23 protein-coding genes are annotated in these 17,187 nt (G+C 68.0%); 14 read left to right on the top strand and 9 right to left on the bottom strand.

Translation table 11 applies throughout. The features are described from left to right. Window positions 1–50 precede the first annotated feature (50 nt). A complete protein-coding gene (locus tag BS329_RS34880; protein ID WP_076166907.1) occupies window positions 51–536 on the bottom strand; it encodes a MarR family winged helix-turn-helix transcriptional regulator in 486 nt (161 codons plus the stop codon). A gap of 112 nt (window positions 537–648) precedes the next feature. Between BS329_RS34880 and BS329_RS34875 the strand changes: the two genes are divergently transcribed. Then, the gene (locus BS329_RS34875; RefSeq protein WP_076166904.1) at window positions 649–1,740 is read left to right on the top strand and encodes an epoxide hydrolase family protein; all 1,092 of its coding nucleotides are present in this window, start codon (window positions 649–651) and stop codon (window positions 1,738–1,740) included. A gap of 123 nt (window positions 1,741–1,863) precedes the next feature. On the opposite strand, the gene BS329_RS34870 is transcribed toward BS329_RS34875, so the two are convergent. Continuing rightward, window positions 1,864–2,466, bottom strand: coding sequence for a TetR/AcrR family transcriptional regulator (locus BS329_RS34870; protein WP_076166901.1), 603 nt, complete (start codon window positions 2,464–2,466; stop codon window positions 1,864–1,866). A 92-nt stretch (window positions 2,467–2,558) separates the two neighbouring features. Here BS329_RS34870 and BS329_RS34865 point away from each other — a divergent pair, with 92 nt between their 5' ends. Beyond that, the gene (locus BS329_RS34865; RefSeq protein ID WP_076166898.1) at window positions 2,559–3,344 is read left to right on the top strand and encodes an MBL fold metallo-hydrolase; all 786 of its coding nucleotides are present in this window, start codon (window positions 2,559–2,561) and stop codon (window positions 3,342–3,344) included. 73 nt (window positions 3,345–3,417) lie between these two features. Here BS329_RS34865 and BS329_RS34860 read toward each other — a convergent pair whose 3' ends face one another. Further along, window positions 3,418–4,116, bottom strand: coding sequence for a GntR family transcriptional regulator (locus tag BS329_RS34860; RefSeq protein WP_076166896.1), 699 nt, complete (start codon window positions 4,114–4,116; stop codon window positions 3,418–3,420). A 126-nt stretch (window positions 4,117–4,242) separates the two neighbouring features. Here BS329_RS34860 and BS329_RS34855 point away from each other — a divergent pair, with 126 nt between their 5' ends. The 10 genes from BS329_RS34855 (at window position 4,243) to BS329_RS34810 (ending at window position 11,990) form a co-directional block, all read left to right on the top strand. Beyond that, window positions 4,243–5,214, top strand: a complete 972-nt coding sequence (locus BS329_RS34855; protein WP_076166893.1) for a phosphoglycerate dehydrogenase — start codon at window positions 4,243–4,245, stop codon at window positions 5,212–5,214. Continuing rightward, the gene (locus tag BS329_RS34850; RefSeq protein ID WP_076166889.1) at window positions 5,211–6,008 is read left to right on the top strand and encodes a hydroxypyruvate isomerase family protein; all 798 of its coding nucleotides are present in this window, start codon (window positions 5,211–5,213) and stop codon (window positions 6,006–6,008) included. The genes BS329_RS34855 and BS329_RS34850 overlap by 4 nt, the downstream gene beginning before the upstream one ends. Next, window positions 6,005–6,613, top strand: coding sequence for a hypothetical protein (locus BS329_RS34845; RefSeq protein WP_076166886.1), 609 nt, complete (start codon window positions 6,005–6,007; stop codon window positions 6,611–6,613). The genes BS329_RS34850 and BS329_RS34845 overlap by 4 nt, the downstream gene beginning before the upstream one ends. Next, on the top strand, window positions 6,610–7,848 hold the full coding sequence (otnK, locus tag BS329_RS34840) for a 3-oxo-tetronate kinase (protein ID WP_076166885.1): 1,239 nt from the start codon (window positions 6,610–6,612) through the stop codon (window positions 7,846–7,848). The genes BS329_RS34845 and otnK overlap by 4 nt, the downstream gene beginning before the upstream one ends. After that, window positions 7,845–8,492 (top strand): 3-oxo-tetronate 4-phosphate decarboxylase, encoded by a 648-nt coding sequence (otnC, locus tag BS329_RS34835; RefSeq protein WP_076166882.1) that lies wholly within the window; start codon window positions 7,845–7,847, stop codon window positions 8,490–8,492. The genes otnK and otnC overlap by 4 nt, the downstream gene beginning before the upstream one ends. Further along, window positions 8,489–9,166, top strand: coding sequence for a molybdate ABC transporter substrate-binding protein (locus tag BS329_RS34830; protein WP_076166879.1), 678 nt, complete (start codon window positions 8,489–8,491; stop codon window positions 9,164–9,166). Before otnC ends, BS329_RS34830 begins: the two co-directional genes overlap by 4 nt. A gap of 66 nt (window positions 9,167–9,232) precedes the next feature. Further along, window positions 9,233–10,582, top strand: a complete 1,350-nt coding sequence (locus BS329_RS34825; protein WP_076166877.1) for a TRAP transporter large permease subunit — start codon at window positions 9,233–9,235, stop codon at window positions 10,580–10,582. Between the two features lie 17 nt (window positions 10,583–10,599). After that, window positions 10,600–10,827: a hypothetical protein gene (locus BS329_RS34820; RefSeq protein ID WP_244197411.1), complete on the top strand. Its 228-nt coding sequence runs from the start codon at window positions 10,600–10,602 to the stop codon at window positions 10,825–10,827. 45 nt (window positions 10,828–10,872) lie between these two features. Beyond that, a complete protein-coding gene (locus BS329_RS34815) occupies window positions 10,873–11,256 on the top strand; it encodes a DUF418 domain-containing protein (RefSeq protein WP_425266391.1) in 384 nt (127 codons plus the stop codon). A gap of 269 nt (window positions 11,257–11,525) precedes the next feature. Then, entirely contained in the window at window positions 11,526–11,990 is a 465-nt protein-coding gene (locus BS329_RS34810; protein WP_076166874.1) for a hypothetical protein, read from the top strand. Here the strand turns inward: BS329_RS34810 and BS329_RS34805 are convergent. Continuing rightward, complete coding sequence (locus tag BS329_RS34805) at window positions 11,987–13,165, bottom strand: epoxide hydrolase family protein (RefSeq protein WP_076166871.1); 1,179 nt, start codon at window positions 13,163–13,165, stop codon at window positions 11,987–11,989. The two genes, BS329_RS34810 and BS329_RS34805, sit on opposite strands and share 4 nt — an antisense overlap. 82 nt (window positions 13,166–13,247) lie before the next feature. On the opposite strand from BS329_RS34805, the gene BS329_RS34800 reads away from it, so the two are divergent. Next, window positions 13,248–13,820 (top strand): CGNR zinc finger domain-containing protein, encoded by a 573-nt coding sequence (locus tag BS329_RS34800; RefSeq protein ID WP_076166868.1) that lies wholly within the window; start codon window positions 13,248–13,250, stop codon window positions 13,818–13,820. On the opposite strand, the gene BS329_RS34795 is transcribed toward BS329_RS34800, so the two are convergent. Continuing rightward, complete coding sequence (locus BS329_RS34795; RefSeq protein WP_076166865.1) at window positions 13,817–14,203, bottom strand: VOC family protein; 387 nt, start codon at window positions 14,201–14,203, stop codon at window positions 13,817–13,819. The two genes, BS329_RS34800 and BS329_RS34795, sit on opposite strands and share 4 nt — an antisense overlap. A gap of 274 nt (window positions 14,204–14,477) precedes the next feature. Here BS329_RS34795 and BS329_RS34790 point away from each other — a divergent pair, with 274 nt between their 5' ends. After that, complete coding sequence (locus tag BS329_RS34790) at window positions 14,478–15,236, top strand: SGNH/GDSL hydrolase family protein (protein WP_076167166.1); 759 nt, start codon at window positions 14,478–14,480, stop codon at window positions 15,234–15,236. On the opposite strand, the gene BS329_RS34785 is transcribed toward BS329_RS34790, so the two are convergent. From BS329_RS34785 to BS329_RS34770, 4 genes are all read right to left on the bottom strand, one after another. Continuing rightward, the gene (locus BS329_RS34785; protein ID WP_076166863.1) at window positions 15,227–15,799 is read right to left on the bottom strand and encodes a TetR/AcrR family transcriptional regulator; all 573 of its coding nucleotides are present in this window, start codon (window positions 15,797–15,799) and stop codon (window positions 15,227–15,229) included. The two genes, BS329_RS34790 and BS329_RS34785, sit on opposite strands and share 10 nt — an antisense overlap. Before the next feature lie 189 nt (window positions 15,800–15,988). Continuing rightward, on the bottom strand, window positions 15,989–16,384 hold the full coding sequence (locus tag BS329_RS34780; protein WP_279628243.1) for an SRPBCC family protein: 396 nt from the start codon (window positions 16,382–16,384) through the stop codon (window positions 15,989–15,991). Window positions 16,385–16,422: 38 nt separating this feature from the next. Continuing rightward, entirely contained in the window at window positions 16,423–16,740 is a 318-nt protein-coding gene (locus BS329_RS34775) for a metalloregulator ArsR/SmtB family transcription factor (RefSeq protein ID WP_076166857.1), read from the bottom strand. Next, the gene (locus BS329_RS34770) at window positions 16,740–17,126 is read right to left on the bottom strand and encodes a VOC family protein (protein ID WP_076166854.1); all 387 of its coding nucleotides are present in this window, start codon (window positions 17,124–17,126) and stop codon (window positions 16,740–16,742) included. The genes BS329_RS34775 and BS329_RS34770 overlap by 1 nt, the downstream gene beginning before the upstream one ends. Window positions 17,127–17,187: the final 61 nt, after the last annotated feature.

Below are 17,187 nucleotides of genomic sequence, written 5' to 3'. Positions count from 1 at the left end.
CGTCCGGGGCGCCTCACTGAGCTTCACATGATTTCCACGGAATCCATCGTCTAGGCTTGTGATTGGTCGGCCCAGGCCTCGCCGGTTCGCCGATCGTGGTGACCCAGCAGCTTCGACAACAGTTCGGTGAACCGCTCCCGCTCGCCGGGTGACAGCGGTTCCAGCAGCTCGTCCTGGCGCTCGGCCAGCTGCTTCTCCAGCCGTCGCAGCTGCCGCTTGCCCGCGGTGGTCAGCGAGATGACGTTGCGCCGCCGATCGGCGGGATCCGGCGCGCGCTCGACCAGTTCACGTTCGGCGAGTTCGTTGATCGTCGCGACCATCTCGCTGACGTGGATTCCGCTGCGGCGGCCCAGCGTCGCCTGACTGGCGGGCCCGAACTCCTCCAGTGTCGCCAGCACGCGGTAGTGGTAACCCCGGGCGTTGACGGCGGAAAACCCGTCGGTAACCAGGCGATGCGCGTGGTTCGCGGTCTGGGTGAGCAGCCAGCTGGGCAGGCCCTGCCACCGGGCGGCCCTCTCCTGGGACGAGTTCTCCATGTGACGAGTCTAACCAATCGTTGGGAGCCCGAACGATTGCGGTATCGTTCGGGTACCAAACGTTAGTCGCCCGAACATTTAGGCGCCGAATGAGCAGCTGGGAGCCAAGGCCGTGATCAAGCCCTTCCGCATCGACATCCCCCAGACCGACCTCGACGATCTCCACGACCGTTTGTCCCGCACCCGCTGGCCCAACGAGGTCACCGACGCCGGCTGGGACTACGGCTTCCCGCTGGCACGCCTCAAGGAACTGGCCGAACACTGGCGCACCGGCTACGACTGGCGCGCACACGAAGCCGAGCTCAACGAGCTTCCACACTTCACCACCGAAATCGAAGGCCAGAACATCCACTTCGTCCACGTCCGGTCCGCGAACCCGGACGCGCTCGCACTGGTCCTCACCCACGGCTGGCCCGGTTCGTTCCTGGAGTTCCTCGACGTGATCGAGCCGCTGGCACGCGACTTCCACCTGGTGATCCCGTCCATCCCGGGCTACGGGTTCTCCGGTCCGACCCACGAACGCGGCTGGGACGTCCTCCGCATCGCACGAGCCTGGGCAGAACTGATGCACAGACTCGGATACGAGCGCTACGGCGCACAGGGCGGCGACTTCGGCTCGGGCATCTCGACCGCACTCGGCGCGGTCGCTCCCGAACAGGTCGTCGGCGTGCACGTCAACTACCTGCCGACCCGGCCGGATCCGGACGCCGGCCTCGAATTGTCCGAAAAGGACGAAGCACGGCTCGACAAGATCCGTCAGCTCATGGCGAATCGCCCGCCGTACCAGGCCCTGCAAGTCGCCACCCCGCAGACCATCGGCTACGCGCTGACCGACTCACCGGTCGGCCAGCTGGCCTGGATCGCCGAGCGCTTCGCGCAGTGGACGGATCCCCGCTCACCGGTCAGCGACGACCGGATCCTCACCGACATCTCCCTGTACTGGCTCACCGCGACCGCGGCCTCCTCGGCGCGACTGCATCATGACGCCACGCTGAGCGGGATCGCGCCGTGTCCGGTTCCACTCGGCGTGGCCGTCCTTCCGTACGACATCACGCAGTCGGTGCGGCCGCTGGCCGAGCGGCTCTACGACATCAGACACTGGTCCGAGTTCGAGCGCGGCGGCCACTTCGCCGCGATGGAGGTACCGAACCTGCTCGCCGAGGACATCCGCGTCTTCTTCCTCAAGCTTCTCGCCGCGGGATAGGGACTGTCCGGGCTGACGACGCATGTTCGCCGTGATCTCGGCCGTGCGTGATCACCACGTGCGTCGTCGCTCCAGGGCGGCGACGTTCTGGGCGAGTTGCCCCTTGCCGGCTCGGACCGTGGATCAGGCCTGATCCAACGCCCGTTCGATCGCCCGCCGGGCCCGGCCCGCCGCCGCCCGGTCGTGCTGGAGCTGCATGGCCGCGTTCAGTGCCAGGCCGGCAGCGACGATCTCGAACAACGCCTGTTCGATATCGAACCCGGCGGGCAGCTCGCCGTTCTCCACCGCCGCGGCGAGATCCGCCCGCAACTGGTCCTGCCAACGCGACCACACCTCGGCCACCGCGTCACGGACCCGTCCGGGGCGGCCGTCGTACTCGCTGAGCGCGGCGGTCATCAGGCAGCCGCCGGGCAGCAGCGGCGCTTCCAGGTAGCCCACGGAGTTCGCGCACACCGCGCGCAACCGCCGCAGACCCGGCGGCTCGGCCAGCGCGGGCTCGACCACCCGGTGCCAGAAATCCACGAACGCCTTGTCCATCGTGGAGATCTGCAAGGTCTCCTTGGTGCCGAAGTGCTTGTGCACTCCGGACTTGCTCATCTCCAGTTCCTCCGCGAGCCGACCGATGGTGATGCCGTCCAGCCCTTCCTCGGAGGCGATCTCGGCGGCACGGCCGAGGATCCGACCCCTGGTGGCCTGCGCTTCGGCCGCTGAGCGTCGGGGTGACATGTAGCCAGGATAGCGTACGGCCGTTCGCTATTGCTTTAGAGAACGTCCGTACGCTAAATTTCGCCGCATCCACCGTGAAGAAGGAGTACAGGATGCGAACGCGACGACTGGGCTGGGCCGGACTGGAGATCGAGGCGGGCGGCGAACGACTGGTGATCGACTACGTGCGAGACCTCTCGCCGCTGTTCACCGAATGGAAGCCCGGCGACGGACTGACAGCTCCGAGCGGGACGGCCACCGCCGCGCTGGTCACCCATCTGCACCGGGACCACACCGACGCGGCCGCGCTCGCCGACGTGCTGGCACCGGGAGCGCCGGTGCTCCGGCCGGCACCCGGCCACGGTGACGACGTGGACAACCTGACGACGCTGACGGCCGAGCGCGAGCTGGTCCTGCACAGACTGACCGCCGAGACCGTGGATCCCTGGTCCGCTCGCGAAATCGGGCCGTTCCTCGTCACCGCGGTCCCCGCTGTCGACGGTTTGGGCGACCCCCAGCTGAACTGGGTGGTACAAGCCGACGGGCACCGGGTCTTCCACGGCGGCGACACGATGTTCCACGGCTACTGGTGGCTCATCGCGCGCCGGTTCGGCCCGTTCGACGCGGCGTTCCTGCCCGCCAACGGCGCGGTGGTCGACGCGCCGCACCTCCAGCCGCCGAGCCCGCTGCCCGCCGCGATGGACCCGAGGCAGTCCGCCGCGGCCGCGGAGATCCTCGACGCCAGGTACGCGGTGCCGACGCACTACGAGCAGGAGCAGTCGGACAAGAGCGCGGGCTACGTCGAAGTCGCCGACCCGGAAAGCGAGTTCCGCGAGCATGCCGGACGGCGTGCCCATGTCCTACCTGTCGGAGGATGGCTTGATCTGTGTCGGTCTTAGCGAGTTTTTCTCTAAAAATCCAGGTTTCTTGAACTTTGCCCCGGTGCATAAGTCGTTATACACTTAAAAAGGGTCAGCGACCGGCCGCTTCGACCGACTTCCGGTCTTCCAGGACGCGCTGTTTGGCGTTCTCGATATGCCGGCGCATCCGAGCGGCCGTCTCGTCGGGCTCCCCCGCCACCAGAGCGTCGTAGACGGCGCGATGCTCCTCCGCCGCGAGTCCGGGCGCTCCCCTGGCGGACCCGAGCTTCGCGAAGAACCTGAACCGCTGCACCTGTCCCCCGAGTGACCGGTATGCCTTCTCCAGGAACGGATTGTCCGCCTGGGCGGCGATGAGCAGGTGGAACCGTTCGTCGATGGTCCAGTACGCGCTGAAGGCCGCGGTGTCCGGCGAGGTGGCCGCGCGCGCGAGGTCGTCGACGCTCTCCAAAAGCTCCCCGAGGAACTCGGGCGTCGTCCGGCGGGCGGCTTCGTAGGCGAGCGCGGGTTCGAGGACCAGGCGCGCGTCCATCAGTTTCACCAGTTCGAACTCGGTCAGCAGCGGGGCGACCCGGTAGCCCTTGAGCGCCTCGCGGCGGACGAGCCCGGTGTGTTCCAGCCGCGCCAGCGCTTCCCGCAGCGGTGTCTGGCTGACGTCGAGTTCCCGTGACAACGCGCCGATGTTGACCGGTTCGCCCGCGGACCATCGGCCGTCGGTGAACTGCCCCAGCAGCACCTCGTACATCCGGTCGGCGAGCGGCTGTCGTCGTCCGGACCCCCGCGGGGAAGTCATAGATCCCTCCTTAGTCGCATCACGATATCCCGCGCTCCCGGCCGCCTTGATCTTGCCTCGCTATAGTATTGACATGAATCCTATAGTATTTCCATCAGGCAGCTTCGAACAGGAGAAACGACCCGGATGACCATGCACGTACTCGTGACGACCCCGTATCTGAAACCCGGCGGCGAGGTCGACAAGCTCCTGTCGGACGCGGGATTCGACACCGTCTTCACCACCCCCGCACAGCGCGAGGCCACCGGCACTCCCCTGGCCGACCTCGTCCGTGACGCCGACGGGATCGTCGCGGGGACCGACGCCTTCCCGGCCGGCGTCATCGAGGCCGCGACCCGGCTCAAGGTGTTCGGCCGCTGCGGAGTCGGCTACGACAACATCGATCTCGACGCGGCGACCCGGGGTGGCGTGGCCGTCACCTACACCCCCGGCGCCAACCGCCGGTCGGTCGCCGAGCACGTCCTGGCGCTCATGCTCAACTGCGCTCGCCTGATCCCGCAGAACATCGCGAGCATCCAGGCTGGTCGCTGGGAGCAGCGCAGCGGACGGGAACTCGACGGCGCGGTGCTCGGCCTGATCGGCCTGGGTTCGATCGGCAAGACCGTGGCACGGCTCGGGCTGGCCCTCGGGATGCGGGTCGTCGCTCACGATCCGTACCCGGACGAGGACTTCCTGTCTGAAACAGGCGTCGAAGGGCGCACCTTCGACGAGGTCCTGGCGGAGGCCGACTTCCTCAGCCTGCACCTCTTCCTCGACGACTCCACTCGTCACCTGATCGACGCCTCCGCACTGCGGAAGGTCAAGCACGGGGCTTTCCTGATCAACACGGCGCGCGGAGAAGTGGTGGACGAGGACGCCCTCGCCGACGCGCTGGAGAACGGCGCGCTGGCGGGCGCGGCCCTGGACGTGCTCACGGAGGAGCCCTTGCCACTCGACAGCAGGCTGCGGCGGCTCGACAACGTCCTGGTCACCGCGCATATCGGCGCCGCGACGGAACAGGCCCGGTCCCGTTCCAGCCTGATGGCCGCCCAGCAGGTGATCGACGCCCTGCAAGGGCGCGTCCCCGGCAACCTCGTCAACCCCGGATCCCGCCGATGATCCTCCACAATGGACTTCGCCTGGACGCCAACCTCAAGTGGCTGTTCACGGAACTCCCCTTCGAACAGCGCTTCGACGCGGCGGCGGCGGCCGGTTTCACCGGCGTCGAGTACGCCTCGCCGTATCCTTTCCCCACCGCCACGCTCGTCCGGCGCCTCGCCGACGCCGGCCTGACCCAGGTCCTCATCAACTCCCCCACCGGCGAACCCGGCTCCCCCGAACGGCTCGGCTACGCGTGCCTGCCCGCCCGCGCGGCTGAATTCCGCGACGGAGTAAGGCTTGGCCTGGAGTACGCCGTGGCCCTGGGCAGTACCTTTCTGCACCTGCCCGCCGGCATCCGTCCCGCCGAGGTCTCCCGTGACCGTGCCTTCGCGCAGTACGTCGCGAACCTCGCGTGGGCGGCGGATCAGGCGCGTGGCAGCGGTGTCCGGCTCCTACTGGAGGCACAGAACAAGCAGGACGCGCCGGGCTTCGTCCTCGACGGCCAAGCACACGCGGCCGCGGTCGCCGACGCCATCGGCGAGGACCACATGAGTCTGCTTTTCGACGTCTACCACGCCTCCATCGACGAGACCGACGTCGTCGCCGCGCTGCGGGAGTTCCTGCCCCGCACCGCTCACGTCCAGGTCGCCGACTCGCCGGGCCGGGCCGAACCCGGCACCGGCGGCATCCACTGGGCCGACGTCTTCGGCACCCTGAAAGCCGAGGGGTACGAGGGCTGGATCGGTTGCGAGTACGAGCCCGCCGCCACCACCGAAGCGGGTCTGAACTGGATCGAGGAGCAGATCCGATGAGCCCGCGCATCGCGCTGATCAGCGCCACCCCGGCCGCGATCCCGCCCGCGGTGAACGCGCTGGCGACCGGATTCCCGCAGGCCCAGCCGTGGAACCTCCTTGACGATCGGCTGCTGGCCGACGTCGGCGAGGACGGCCGCACCCCCGCGCTGGACGACCGGATCCGCCGTCTCATCGACTACGCCGTCACCGGCGGCGCCGATGGCGTCCTGCTCACGTGCTCGCTCTACGGCGAGGTCACCCGGCAGGTCGACGCACCGGTCCCGCTCCTGGCGCCGGACGAAGCGGCCTTCGACGACGCGCTGTCCAGCGGTTACACCAGGATCCTCGTGGTCGCCTCGCTGGCCTCGGCGCTGAGCGACTCGACGGCGCGTTTCGCGCAGGCGGCCCGCGACAAGGGGATCACCGTCGAGGTCGGCGGGGTGTTCGCGCCGGACAAGCTCGTCGAAACCTGCCGGGCGCACTCGGACGGCTGGGATCTCGTGCTGCTGGCCCAATACTCGCTCGCCCCGGCCGCCGAGGAACTGTCTTCCGCACTCGGTCTGCCCGTCGTGTCCGGACCGCGCAGCGCCGCCGCGAGGTTGAAGGCGGTGATCGGGGGATGACCGGCGTGCTCGGCGCGATCGCCGACGACTTCACCGGCGCGACCGACGTCGCGATCGCCTTTCGCCGGGGCGGACAACGCACCCTGCTTTTCTTCGGAGTCCCGCCCGAAACCGAGGTACTTCCACCACACGACGTGATCGTCATCGCCCTCAAGAGCCGCGCGATCCCGGTCGCGGACGCGGTCTCGTCGTCCTTGGACGCGTTGCGGTGGCTGCGAAACCGGCAAACGGAGCAGATCTACTTCAAGTACTGCTCCACTTTCGACTCGACGCCGCGCGGCAACATCGGCCCCGTCCTCGACGCGCTGTCGCGGGCTCTGCCGCACCGCGGTGTCGTGATGACACCGAGTTCACCGGAGCACGGACGCACGCAGTACCAGGGCCACCTCTTCGTCGGCGAAACCCTGCTGGCGGAATCGCCCATGCGCGACCATCCCGCGACCCCGATGACGGACTCGCAGCTGCCCCGGTTGCTGCGGGCGCAGACCGACACCCCGGTCGCCCTGATCACGCACGACGTCGTCCGCCGCGGTGAGACCGCCGTGCGCGAAGCGGTCGACGGCAAGACCGGCTACGTCCTGGTCGACGCGCTCACCGAAGACGACCTGCGCCTGCTCGGCCGGGTCGTGGTGGACTCGCCGCTCGTCGCGGGTGCGGCGGGTCTAGCGGCCGGACTCGCCGCCGCGCGAGCCTCTGCCACTTCCCTGGTGACCGAAGCACGCATGCCGACCGGCCCGGCGGCGGTGCTGTCCGGAAGTTGCTCGGCGCGAACACTCGAGCAGGTCGCCGTCATGACACGACTCGGCCGTCCCGCATACCGGCTCGACCCGGTGGCGACGCCGGATCCGGACACCCTCGCGGCGGGAGCGCTCGTCTGGTACGACTCCTTGACCGATGTCGGCGCGCCTTTGGTCTACTCGTCGTCGAGTCCGTCGGATCTCAAGCGCACCCAGGAAGAACTGGGCGTCGCGAGGTCGGCCGGGATCCTGGAGAAGGCGACCGGTCTCATCGCGATCGGCCTCGCCGAACGCGGGGTCGGACGACTCGTCGCCGCGGGCGGCGAGACCTCCGGCGCGATCGTCACCGCGCTCGGTGTCCGCGGCGGTGTCATCGGGGCCGAGGCCGCACCCGGGGTGCCGTGGATCCACCCCCTCGGCGACGGTCATCCCGCCCTGTTGCTCAAGTCGGGCAACTTCGGCGATCCGGACCTTCTCGCGACGGCGTCCGGCTCATGAGCACCGACCGGCTCCACCGTGAACGCGTCATCGCCGCGGCGCGATCCCTCTACGATCGCGGACTCACCCACGGCCGCACCGGCAACATCTCCGTGCGCTACGGCGAGCAGATTCTCGTCACGCCCACCGGAGCCTGCCTCGGCACCGTGCGGCCCGGGGATCTGTCTGTCGTCGACGCCGACGGAAACCACCTCGCCGGGCCGCCGCCGTCGAAGGAAGCCTTCTTCCACGCGATCGTGCTGCGGGAGCGTCCGTCCGACAACGCGGTCGTGCACACCCACTCGGCCCATTCCGCGGCAGTGTCCTGTTTGGACGGTCTCGACCCGGACGACGCCATCCCGCCGCTGACCGCGTACTTCGCGATGCGGGTCGGCCGCCTCCCCCTGCTCCCCTACCACCCGCCGGGCGACCCCGGCATCGCCGAGCCGATCGCTCGCGCCGCCGTCGGCCACCCGGCGCTGTTGCTCGCCAACCACGGCCCGGTTGCCGCCGGGACGAATCTCGACACCGCCATGGACACACTCGAAGAACTCGAGCACACCGCGGAGATCTTCCTGCTCCTGCGAGGCCTCTCCCCTCGTCCGCTGACCGATCGCCAGCGCGACGCCGTCGGCTCCCCACCCACTCGAAGGAACACCCCATGATCAGCCTCTTCACCGCCCTCTCCGTCAAGAAGGCACTCGAAGACGTGCTGCTGCACGCGTTCACCAAGAAGCACGGCGTCGATGTGGACGTCACGTACGACCCCACCACCATCTTGGTCGAGAAGATCGGCGAAGGCGCCGAGCCCGACGTCGTGATCGCCGTGTCCAGTGCCTTCACCGGCCTCGCGGCCGCCGGCGCGATCACCCCCGGATCCCGGGTGGTGCTGGCGAAAAGCGGCATCGGTATCGCCACCGCGCCGGAACTCGACAGCCCGGACATCAGCACCGTCGACGCCCTGCGCACAGCCCTCACGTCCGCGCGATCGGTCGCCTACTCACGCAGCGGCGCGAGCGGCATCTACTTCGCCGACCTGGTCCGGGAACTGGGCATCGCCGACGAGGTGCATTCGCGGGCCACCATCGTCGAGAAAGGATTCACCGCGCTCGCCGTCACCGACGGCCGGGCCGACCTCGCCGTCCAGCAGCTCAGCGAACTGAAGTTCGTCCCGCAGGCCAAGATCATCGGCCCGCTCCCCGACGGCGCCCAGCACTACAGCGAAATGTCCGCCGCGCTCGGCCGCTCGGCCCCGCCCGAGGCCGCGGACTTGCTGCGGTTCCTCTCCGGGCCGGAGGCGAAGGCCGCCTACCGCGACGCCGGCCTCGTCACCGACTGATCTCCCCCTCTGCCAACGACGTCACCGGAGGTTCCCCGTCATGCACTTCTCCCCACGGACTCGCAGATGAACGCGATACTGGCGCTGGTCGCGTTCATCGCCGCCATCGTCGTGTGGAACGCGGTTTTCAAACGCAACATCGGCGAAGCGATGGTGGTCGGCTTCCTCGTCACCGCCGCGTTCGCGGGCACGGATTTCTTCGCCGTCGCCTGGGAAAGCCTGGTCGACGGGCTCAAGTCCGAGATCACCTTCGCCGCGCTGGCGTTCGTCTTCGTCAGCGAACTGCTCACCAGGACCGGACTGGTGCAGCGAATGGTCGACATCCTCAGTTCGTTCCTCGGCCGCCGCCGAGGCGGATCGGCCTACGCGGCGACCGTCGCCTCCGGTCTGTTCGGCGCGGTCGCCCACAACGGCGCCGCGATCGTCGCCACGGTCGGTTCGATCACCATCCCCTGGATGAAGCGGTCCAAAGCCAGCGGCGAGACCGCGGCGCTCGTGCTGTCCGGGAACGCCGGTGTCGGCGCGACCTTCCCTTTCAGTGGCGCGTTCTTCATCCTCCTGGCCGCGCCGACCGTGCTGCCGGTGCTCAGCGCGGGCGACATCGTCGAGACGATCTTCGTCACCGGCGCGTGGATGGTGGGAATGCGGCTGATCATGGCCTACGTCATCGTGAAACGCCGTGGCGTACAGGCGATGGAACCGCAGGACATCCACCCGCTGCGCGCGTCGTTCAAGGTGGGCTGGCCCTCACTGGTCGTCCTCGGCTCGATCGCCGTCCCGATCCTGCTCACCGCCCCGCCGACGGCGGACTTCGTCTCGGCCCGCATCGGCATCGACGCCCCCGACGCGATCCCGCTGCTCATCTGGCTGCCGATCGTCATGCTGCTGGTCGGCTTGCTCGTCGAGCGGAAGCTGCTGCCGAAGGGCCGGGCGCGGTGGTGGGACCTGTTCGGCGCGGTCGGGCCCAAACTCGGCCTGGTCGGAGTCACGATGATCTCCGCGTTCGCCGCGTCGAACGTGCTGAAGACCCTCGGCTTGGACGATCAGCTCAAGCCGTACCTGGAAGGACTCACCGGCGTCTCCCCGCTGGTGGCGGCCATCGTGGTCGGTGTCGTCATCGTGCTCGTCGCGGGGCCGCTCAACACGACGTCAACTATCGCCGCGGTCGGCCCGGTCGCGTTCGCCGCGCTGACCGCCGCCGGCATCCCTCCACACGTCGCCTTCGCCGCCATCCTCGTATGGGCGTCGTCGGAGGGATGTTCTCCACCCGGCGCGGCACCGCTGTACGTCGCGGCCGGTATCGCCGAGATCAACCCGGTGCGGATCTTCGTCCCGGTCGTCCTCTACTACCTGTTGCCCACACTGCTGTTCGGCGTGCTCATGGCCGTCGGCGTGCTGTGGCTGCCTGGAGCGTGATCACCGTGTATCGGATCTTGCTGGCCGCGACCCGCGTCTGCCTGTTCGCTTTCCTCATCGGCGGCTTCGTGGTCGTCACCGGGCAGACGATCGGCATCGTCGCCGGTTCCGGGCCGATCGTGACGACATTCGGCACCGACGTCGCCGACAACGTCTGTGTCATCGCCGGGGTCGCGGGCATCCTTGCATTTCTTTTGCTCTATACGAAGGAAGGACGAGAGAACGCGCCGGATACCGAAGAATGATGATCACCACCCCGACGTATATGTCGTTATACGTCGGGATGGCCGGTGGTCAGCGCGAGCCGCGGAGTCCGGCGAGGAACAACGCGACGACACGTCCAGGTATTCGGAACGGCTCCCCATCGATTTCGCCTGCCCTATTCCCAGCAGCAGTCGTTCACGGGGGCGGTCGGTCGTACCGCGCTCTCCTGTTACGTACTCCAAAATTTGCTGGCCGGTGCCGTGTGCTACGGCTGGGGTCTCGGACTCGCCGAGCGTTTCGCGGATGCCCGTCCGTGGTGGATCGTCGGCCTCTGGGCGTTCGGCGGACTGGTGAACGTCGCCTTCGCCGTCCTGTGGCTTCGGCGCTTCGACCGCGGCCCGCTCGAACTGTTCATGCATCGCCTTTACACACCACGTTCTCAGGTCCACGGAATTCGTGTTCCTCGCTGAACCCACCACGCGGACGTTGTCACCGCCTACATGAGCGATTCGTGAAGATCGCATGAAGCGCGACACCGAGGAAGGACGCCCTGTCGGCACGAACCTTGGCCATACGGACATATGGCATCCAATCAGACGATTCGACTCGTAAAGCGTCCTCTGTGGACAGTCACGGCACCTCACTGAGCTTCCCGTGATTTTCACGGGATCGACCGTCTAGGATCGACCGCACGTGGCCGGGCGTCTCGATCTCCGGCGGAGAACTGTGGAAGGCAGGCATGTCACAACTAGGGTTCACGAGCATCGAGGCCATCCCACGGTTGTTGCAGCTCGTGGTAGGCCTGCTGGGCCTGATCTTCTCCATCAAAGGGCGCTCCAGGGGAGTCTCCGGCCTAATGGTGGGCGCCTTCGTCGTCATGCTCGTCACGACGGTGGCAGGCATGATCTGGCAATTCGTGCTGGCGAATCTGTCCTGGGGCGGCGACATCACTGCCGACGAGATCCGCTGGATCTTCATGGCGGTCGGCATTCCGCTCGACCTCGCCGCGATGCTTTCCTGGCTCCTGGTCGCGTTCGCGGTCTACAAGGCAGGCCGTCCGCCTCGGCAAACCGGTCCGGCACCCTACCCTGGCCCGGTCAACTACCCGCCGACCGCGCAGCCGGGTTTCCCGAGTCCGCAGCCCGGCTACCCCCAGCCTGGTCCCCAGCAGCCGAACCCACCGACTCAGCAGCCACCGGCTTAGCGCGGGGAAGCTGCGGCCAGCACCGCCGCGAGGCCTTCTTGGAGATCTTTGACGAAATACTCGGGGACCTCCAGTGACGGGAAATGTCCCCCGGCCTCGGGTGACCGCCAGCGGACGATCCGCCGGTATCGCTCCTGCGCCCAGGGGCGCGGGGACTTCTCGATGTCGCGGGGATACATGGTGATCGCCGACGGGACGTCGACCCGGAGCCCGGGATCGAGCGAGTTGTGACTCTCGTAGTAGATGCGGGCCGACGAGGCGCCGGTCCGCGTCAGCCAGTACAGGGTGACGTCGTCGAGGATCCGGTCCCTGGAGATCCTCTCGAACGGGCTGTCTTCGGTGTCCGACCATTCGGCGAACTTGTCGAGGATCCAGGCGAGAAGCCCGACCGGTGAGTCGACGAGCGAGTAGCCGATGGTCTGCGGGCGGGTCGCCTGCTGCTTCGCGTACGCCGCGCGATGACGCCAGAAATCGCGGGTTTCCACGGTCCACTCGCGCTCGGCCGCCGTCAGCCCGTCCGTGGTCAACCCGGTTGGCGCCTCCGCGAACGTCGTGTGGATACCGAGAACGTGCGCCGGGAACCTGCCACCGAGAACCGTGGTGATATTGCCTCCCCAGTCGCCACCGTGTGCGAGGAATTTCCCGTAGCCGAGCCTTCCCATCAGCTCCACCCACGCGGCCGCGATCTTCTCGGTCCCCCACCCGGTGGTGGCCGGCTTGTCGCTGTAACCGAAGCCCGGCAGCGACGGGACCACGACGTGGAAAGCCGGCGCGTCCGGGTCTTCCGGCTCCGCCAGCTCGTCCACTACGTCGACGAACTCGGCGACGCTGCCCGGCCAGCCGTGCGTCAAGACCAGCGGAGTGGCCTCCGCGCGCGGAGATCGGCGGTGCAGGAAGTGGATTCCGAGACCATCGATGGTCGTGCGGAACTGGCCGATCCGATCGAGGCGCTCTTCGAACGACCGCCAGCCGTACCCGGTGCGCCAGTAGTCCACGACATCGACGAGGTCTGCGAGAGGAACGCCCTGGTGCCATCGGCGAGGATCGGGCGCGGCGCGCTGGACCGTCTCGGCCTCCGGTAGCCGCGCGGCGGCCAAACGTGCGCGCAGATCTTCGAGGTCGGCGTCAGTCGCGTGGGCTTCGAACGCTCGCACGTCGCTGGTCGAACGGGGCATGAGACCTCCTGGCCATCGCGGAACCGGCTAAGACGGTTCTATCAGACCTTCCTGCCGCCAGGCAACCGGCTAAGGTGGTTCCATGTCTGCTGGGTTCCCCGACTTCCGCCTCGGTACCGTGCTCGCGACCAGCTTCACGGGGACGCTTTCGGAGCGTCATGGCAACGCCGTGGAGCGCATTCCCGTGCCACACCGACTCGTTGACTGGCTGACGGTGAACGGCCTCGCCGTGGACTCCTGCACCACCGCCCAGCTCGACCTCGCCCGGGAACTGAGGGAGTCGATTCACGCCGCCGCGACCGCGGCCGCGAACCAGGACGCTCTCCCGGCGTCTGCTGTCGAAGTCATCAACGAGTGCAGCGTCCAGGGCCGGGCCGCGGCCGTCCTGACGCCCGAGGGCACCCGGCGATGGCGGCTCGGCTCGGGTTCCTGCGTGGAAGACGCCCTCGGCGTGATCGCGGCCGACGCGATCGACGTCATCTCAGGCGAACGCGACGGAAAATTGGCTCTGTGCGCCTCGCCGACCTGCCAAGCGGCCTTCTTCGACACCAGCCAGAGCCGCACCCGCAGATGGTGCGACATGAACACGTGCGGGAATCGCCAGAAGAAGGCGCGCTTCACCGCCAACCAGCGCAAAAAACCCAGTTCGGCTTAAGAAACTCCGGAGCCGTACGGGCGGGTCAGGATCTCCAGCACATGACCGTCGGGGTCGTCGAAGTACACGCCCCGGCCGCCGTCATTGGTGTTGATCGCGCCGGCGCCGCGATGCCCTGGCCCCGCCCAGTAGGACAGGCCTCCTTCACGGATACGCTCGAAGATCGTGTCGAACTCGTGCTCCTCGACCAGGAACGCGTAATGCTGCCGGGAGAACTCCTCGGTGGTGTGCATGACGTCGAGCGAGACCCCGTTGGCGGTCTGGACCACCAGGAACGGGCCGAACTCGGCCGGCTCGGGCAACCCGAGGATCGAGACCAGAAAGCCCGCCGTGGCGGCCCGGTCGGTGGCGTTGACGATCGTGTGATTCAGCTGCATTGTCATGAGAAAACGGTAGAACCTCCAGAATACTGGAGGCCAACCCGCTGTCACCCCTCCGGCCCTGTCCGTAACGTTCCCGGCTCGTCACGACTTGAGTTCCGCGAGCCGACACGAGGGGGACGTGATGCGTGCTTTGGTGACGTCTGGGTCCCGCGCTCGCGGTAGGACTCGTCCGCCGGCAGGTCGTCGGCGAACCCAGCACCGGCCGCGCCCATCCGTCTGGGTAGCATCCGGCTATGCCTTCGCCCTTTGACGGACACCACCTGTGTGCATCGCGATGACTAAGCGCTTAGTCAGTCTCGGAGATTCCTTCACGGAAGGGGTCGGTGACGACGACCCCTCGTCGCCCAACGGCGTCCGCGGCTGGGCCGACCGGGTCGCGGGCCAGCTCGCGGGCAACCACCAGGACTTCCGCTACGCCAACCTCGCGATCCGCGGCAAGGTCCTCGGGCAGGTCCTCGCGGAGCAGCTCTCCCCCGCGCTCGCGCTGAACCCGGACCTCGTGACGCTGTACGCCGGTGGCAACGACCTGATGCGCCCCAAGGTCGACATCGACGCGCTCCTCGACGACTACGACTCCGCGGTCGCCACGATCGTCGCCGTCGGAGCGCGCGTCGTCCTCTTCACCGGTGTCGACGGGGTCGAAGACGCGCTGTTCCGCAGGATCCGGGGCCGCGTCGCGATCTACAACGAGCACGTCCGCGGCATCGCCGCGCGGCACGGGGCGCTGCTCGTGGACATGTGGGCGATGCGGCAGCTCCGGGACCGGCGCCTCTGGGCTCCCGACCGGCTGCACCTGAACTCCGCGGGGCACAACGAAGTCGCCATCGCCGTCCTCGACGCACTCGGTGAACCGCACAAGCTGACGCCCGCCGAACTCGGGCCGCGACCGCGGCTCAGCCCGCGGACGCGGCGCACCGAAAACCTTCAGTGGGGCAAGGAACACGCCGTGCCGTGGATCAAGCGCCGGCTACGCGGCGAGTCCTCTGGTGACGCGCTCGCGCCGAAGTGGCCGACGATGGACCCTTACGCCTGACGCGGCCGGAGGCCGTCGAAGAGGATGCAGATCGTCCGGGTCCGGAACTCGGGCCCGGCGTGCTCCGCCGCCTTCGCCGTCCCGATGATCACCGGGATCAGTTCGTCGACGGCGAGGTCCTTGCGGACATCGCCGGTGTCCTGTGCGCGGCCGAGGAGAACGCCCAGCGCGTCCTTCAGTCGGACGCCGATGACCGATCCTGGCGACGGGACGCTGACTCCGGCCGCCGACAGGGCTTCGAAGTAGGCGTTCTTGGCACCCGCCATCTCGATCCAGCCGGTCAGGAACCCGAAGAACGTCGCACCCGGATCCGCAGATTCGGCTGCGACGGTAGCTTCCGCTTCGTCGACGAAGCGATGCAGGCGCGCGTAGAGAACCGCCTCCAACAGAGCTTCTTTCGTCGGGAAGTGCCGGAACACCGTGCCGACCCCGACGCCTGCTTCGCGGGCGACTTCCTCGGTGGGCGCACTGGTGCCCTTGGCTGTGAAGACGCGCTCCGCAGCCTCCAACACCCTGGTCCGGTTACGGCGGGCATCGGCTCGGAGCGGTTTCTCGTCCGTCACAGCGGGGATCCTAGACCCGAGGTCTACGCCCGGTCAGGCAGCCGGGTCGTGAACGGCAGACGGTTCCGGTGGACGCGCGCACCGGCGGCCGTTTCGCGTGATTAGTGGGACGACACGTGTGATCAGACGGACGACACGCGTGATGGAATGGACGACACGCCGCTGACCCCAACCCGAATCGCCACTCCCCTAGTCCGGCATCTCGTCCAGCACGCGCGCCAGTGCCTTCGGGACTCCGGTGCGCCAGCCGCCGCCCATGATCCGGCGTGACATCCGCTGGAACTCGTCGTCGGGATCGAAACCTTCGTGACTGAGGACCAGCCGGGTGCCCCGCCCTTCCGGTTCGAGCCGCCAGGTGACCGTCCATTCCGGACCCCAGCTGATGCTGAGCAGCCGTTCCGGCTCGACGACCAGCACTTCGCAAGCCACCGGGCCGCCCGAGAATCCCGCGGCGGGCACCGGATCCGCGAGCAGTTCGAACCGGTGACCCACCACGGGTTCGATGTCGTTCGGCATCCGCAGCCAGCGTTCGAGCAGGTCCGGTTCGGTCAAGGCGCGCCACACCTTGCGGGGCGGATGCGCCAGGAACTGGTCGACGTGGATGGCCGTCGGATCTTCGCCGTTCAGAAGTCCTCCTCGTCGAGCAGGTCACGCAGGTTGCCGAGTTTGCCGCGCCAGTATCGCTCGTATGGCGAAAGCCAGTCGGAAACCTCTCGCAGCGGCGCGGCTTCCAGCGAGTAGACGCGATTGCGGCCCTGTCTCCGTTCTTGCACGAGGCCTGCCTCCCGTAACACCCGAAGGTGTTCCGACAGGCTCGGGCGCCGCATGTCGAAGCGTTCGGCGATCTCCCCCGCGGCCCGCGGGCCGTCGAGGAGGATGCCCAGCACCTCGCGCCGGGCCGGATGGGCGAGCGCGGCGAAGACGTCGTCGTTGACCGGCATCAGCGTGGCCAGTTGCCGTAGCCCGACGGTTCGAGCAACCCGATTCCGTTGCCGTCCGGATCCTTCAGGGAGGTCACCCGCCCCCAAGGCATCTCCTCGGAGTCGTCCACTTCGACACCCTGCGCGCGCAGCTTCCCGATGTCGGCGTCGACGTCGGTGGTGGTCAGCTGGAGATGCACTCGCGCGTCGTGATCGAGATCGCCGACGGGCCGGTCGGCCAGGACGATCCCGGTCTCGCCACCCTTCGGGCCGACCATGACGAACGGCCCGTGCGGCCCGCTGACCTCGACGAGCAGGGCGAAACCGAGCTTGCCGACGTAGAAGTCCCGCGCCTTGGCTTGATCGGAGACGGGCACGGTGAGGAACTGGATCCGGTCGATGTTCATCCCGCCACAATACGTAGGAATTTACCTACATGTCAACCCGTACAACCTCCATCAAAATGGA

The organism is Amycolatopsis coloradensis (genome assembly GCF_001953865.1).
Classification (GTDB): domain Bacteria; phylum Actinomycetota; class Actinomycetes; order Mycobacteriales; family Pseudonocardiaceae; genus Amycolatopsis; species Amycolatopsis coloradensis.
Note: the sequence above shows the minus strand (reverse complement) of the source record. Positions and strands in the feature narration are given on the sequence as shown.

Excerpts from the sequence above, each read along its gene's own strand:
- BS329_RS34880 (WP_076166907.1), bottom strand. The coding sequence starts at position 536 with ATGGAGAACTCGTCCCAGGAGAGGGCCGCCCGGTGGCAGGGCCTGCCC.
- BS329_RS34870 (WP_076166901.1), bottom strand. The coding sequence starts at position 2,466 with ATGTCACCCCGACGCTCAGCGGCCGAAGCGCAGGCCACCAGGGGTCGG.
- BS329_RS34865 (WP_076166898.1), top strand. The coding sequence starts at position 2,559 with ATGCGAACGCGACGACTGGGCTGGGCCGGACTGGAGATCGAGGCGGGC.
- BS329_RS34860 (WP_076166896.1), bottom strand. The coding sequence starts at position 4,116 with ATGACTTCCCCGCGGGGGTCCGGACGACGACAGCCGCTCGCCGACCGG.
- BS329_RS34855 (WP_076166893.1), top strand. The coding sequence starts at position 4,243 with ATGACCATGCACGTACTCGTGACGACCCCGTATCTGAAACCCGGCGGC.
- BS329_RS34850 (WP_076166889.1), top strand. The coding sequence starts at position 5,211 with ATGATCCTCCACAATGGACTTCGCCTGGACGCCAACCTCAAGTGGCTG.
- BS329_RS34845 (WP_076166886.1), top strand. The coding sequence starts at position 6,005 with ATGAGCCCGCGCATCGCGCTGATCAGCGCCACCCCGGCCGCGATCCCG.
- otnK (WP_076166885.1), top strand. The coding sequence starts at position 6,610 with ATGACCGGCGTGCTCGGCGCGATCGCCGACGACTTCACCGGCGCGACC.
- otnC (WP_076166882.1), top strand. The coding sequence starts at position 7,845 with ATGAGCACCGACCGGCTCCACCGTGAACGCGTCATCGCCGCGGCGCGA.
- BS329_RS34830 (WP_076166879.1), top strand. The coding sequence starts at position 8,489 with ATGATCAGCCTCTTCACCGCCCTCTCCGTCAAGAAGGCACTCGAAGAC.
- BS329_RS34825 (WP_076166877.1), top strand. The coding sequence starts at position 9,233 with ATGAACGCGATACTGGCGCTGGTCGCGTTCATCGCCGCCATCGTCGTG.
- BS329_RS34810 (WP_076166874.1), top strand. The coding sequence starts at position 11,526 with ATGTCACAACTAGGGTTCACGAGCATCGAGGCCATCCCACGGTTGTTG.
- BS329_RS34805 (WP_076166871.1), bottom strand. The coding sequence starts at position 13,165 with ATGCCCCGTTCGACCAGCGACGTGCGAGCGTTCGAAGCCCACGCGACT.
- BS329_RS34800 (WP_076166868.1), top strand. The coding sequence starts at position 13,248 with ATGTCTGCTGGGTTCCCCGACTTCCGCCTCGGTACCGTGCTCGCGACC.
- BS329_RS34795 (WP_076166865.1), bottom strand. The coding sequence starts at position 14,203 with ATGACAATGCAGCTGAATCACACGATCGTCAACGCCACCGACCGGGCC.
- BS329_RS34790 (WP_076167166.1), top strand. The coding sequence starts at position 14,478 with ATGACTAAGCGCTTAGTCAGTCTCGGAGATTCCTTCACGGAAGGGGTC.
- BS329_RS34775 (WP_076166857.1), bottom strand. The coding sequence starts at position 16,740 with ATGCCGGTCAACGACGACGTCTTCGCCGCGCTCGCCCATCCGGCCCGG.
- BS329_RS34770 (WP_076166854.1), bottom strand. The coding sequence starts at position 17,126 with ATGAACATCGACCGGATCCAGTTCCTCACCGTGCCCGTCTCCGATCAA.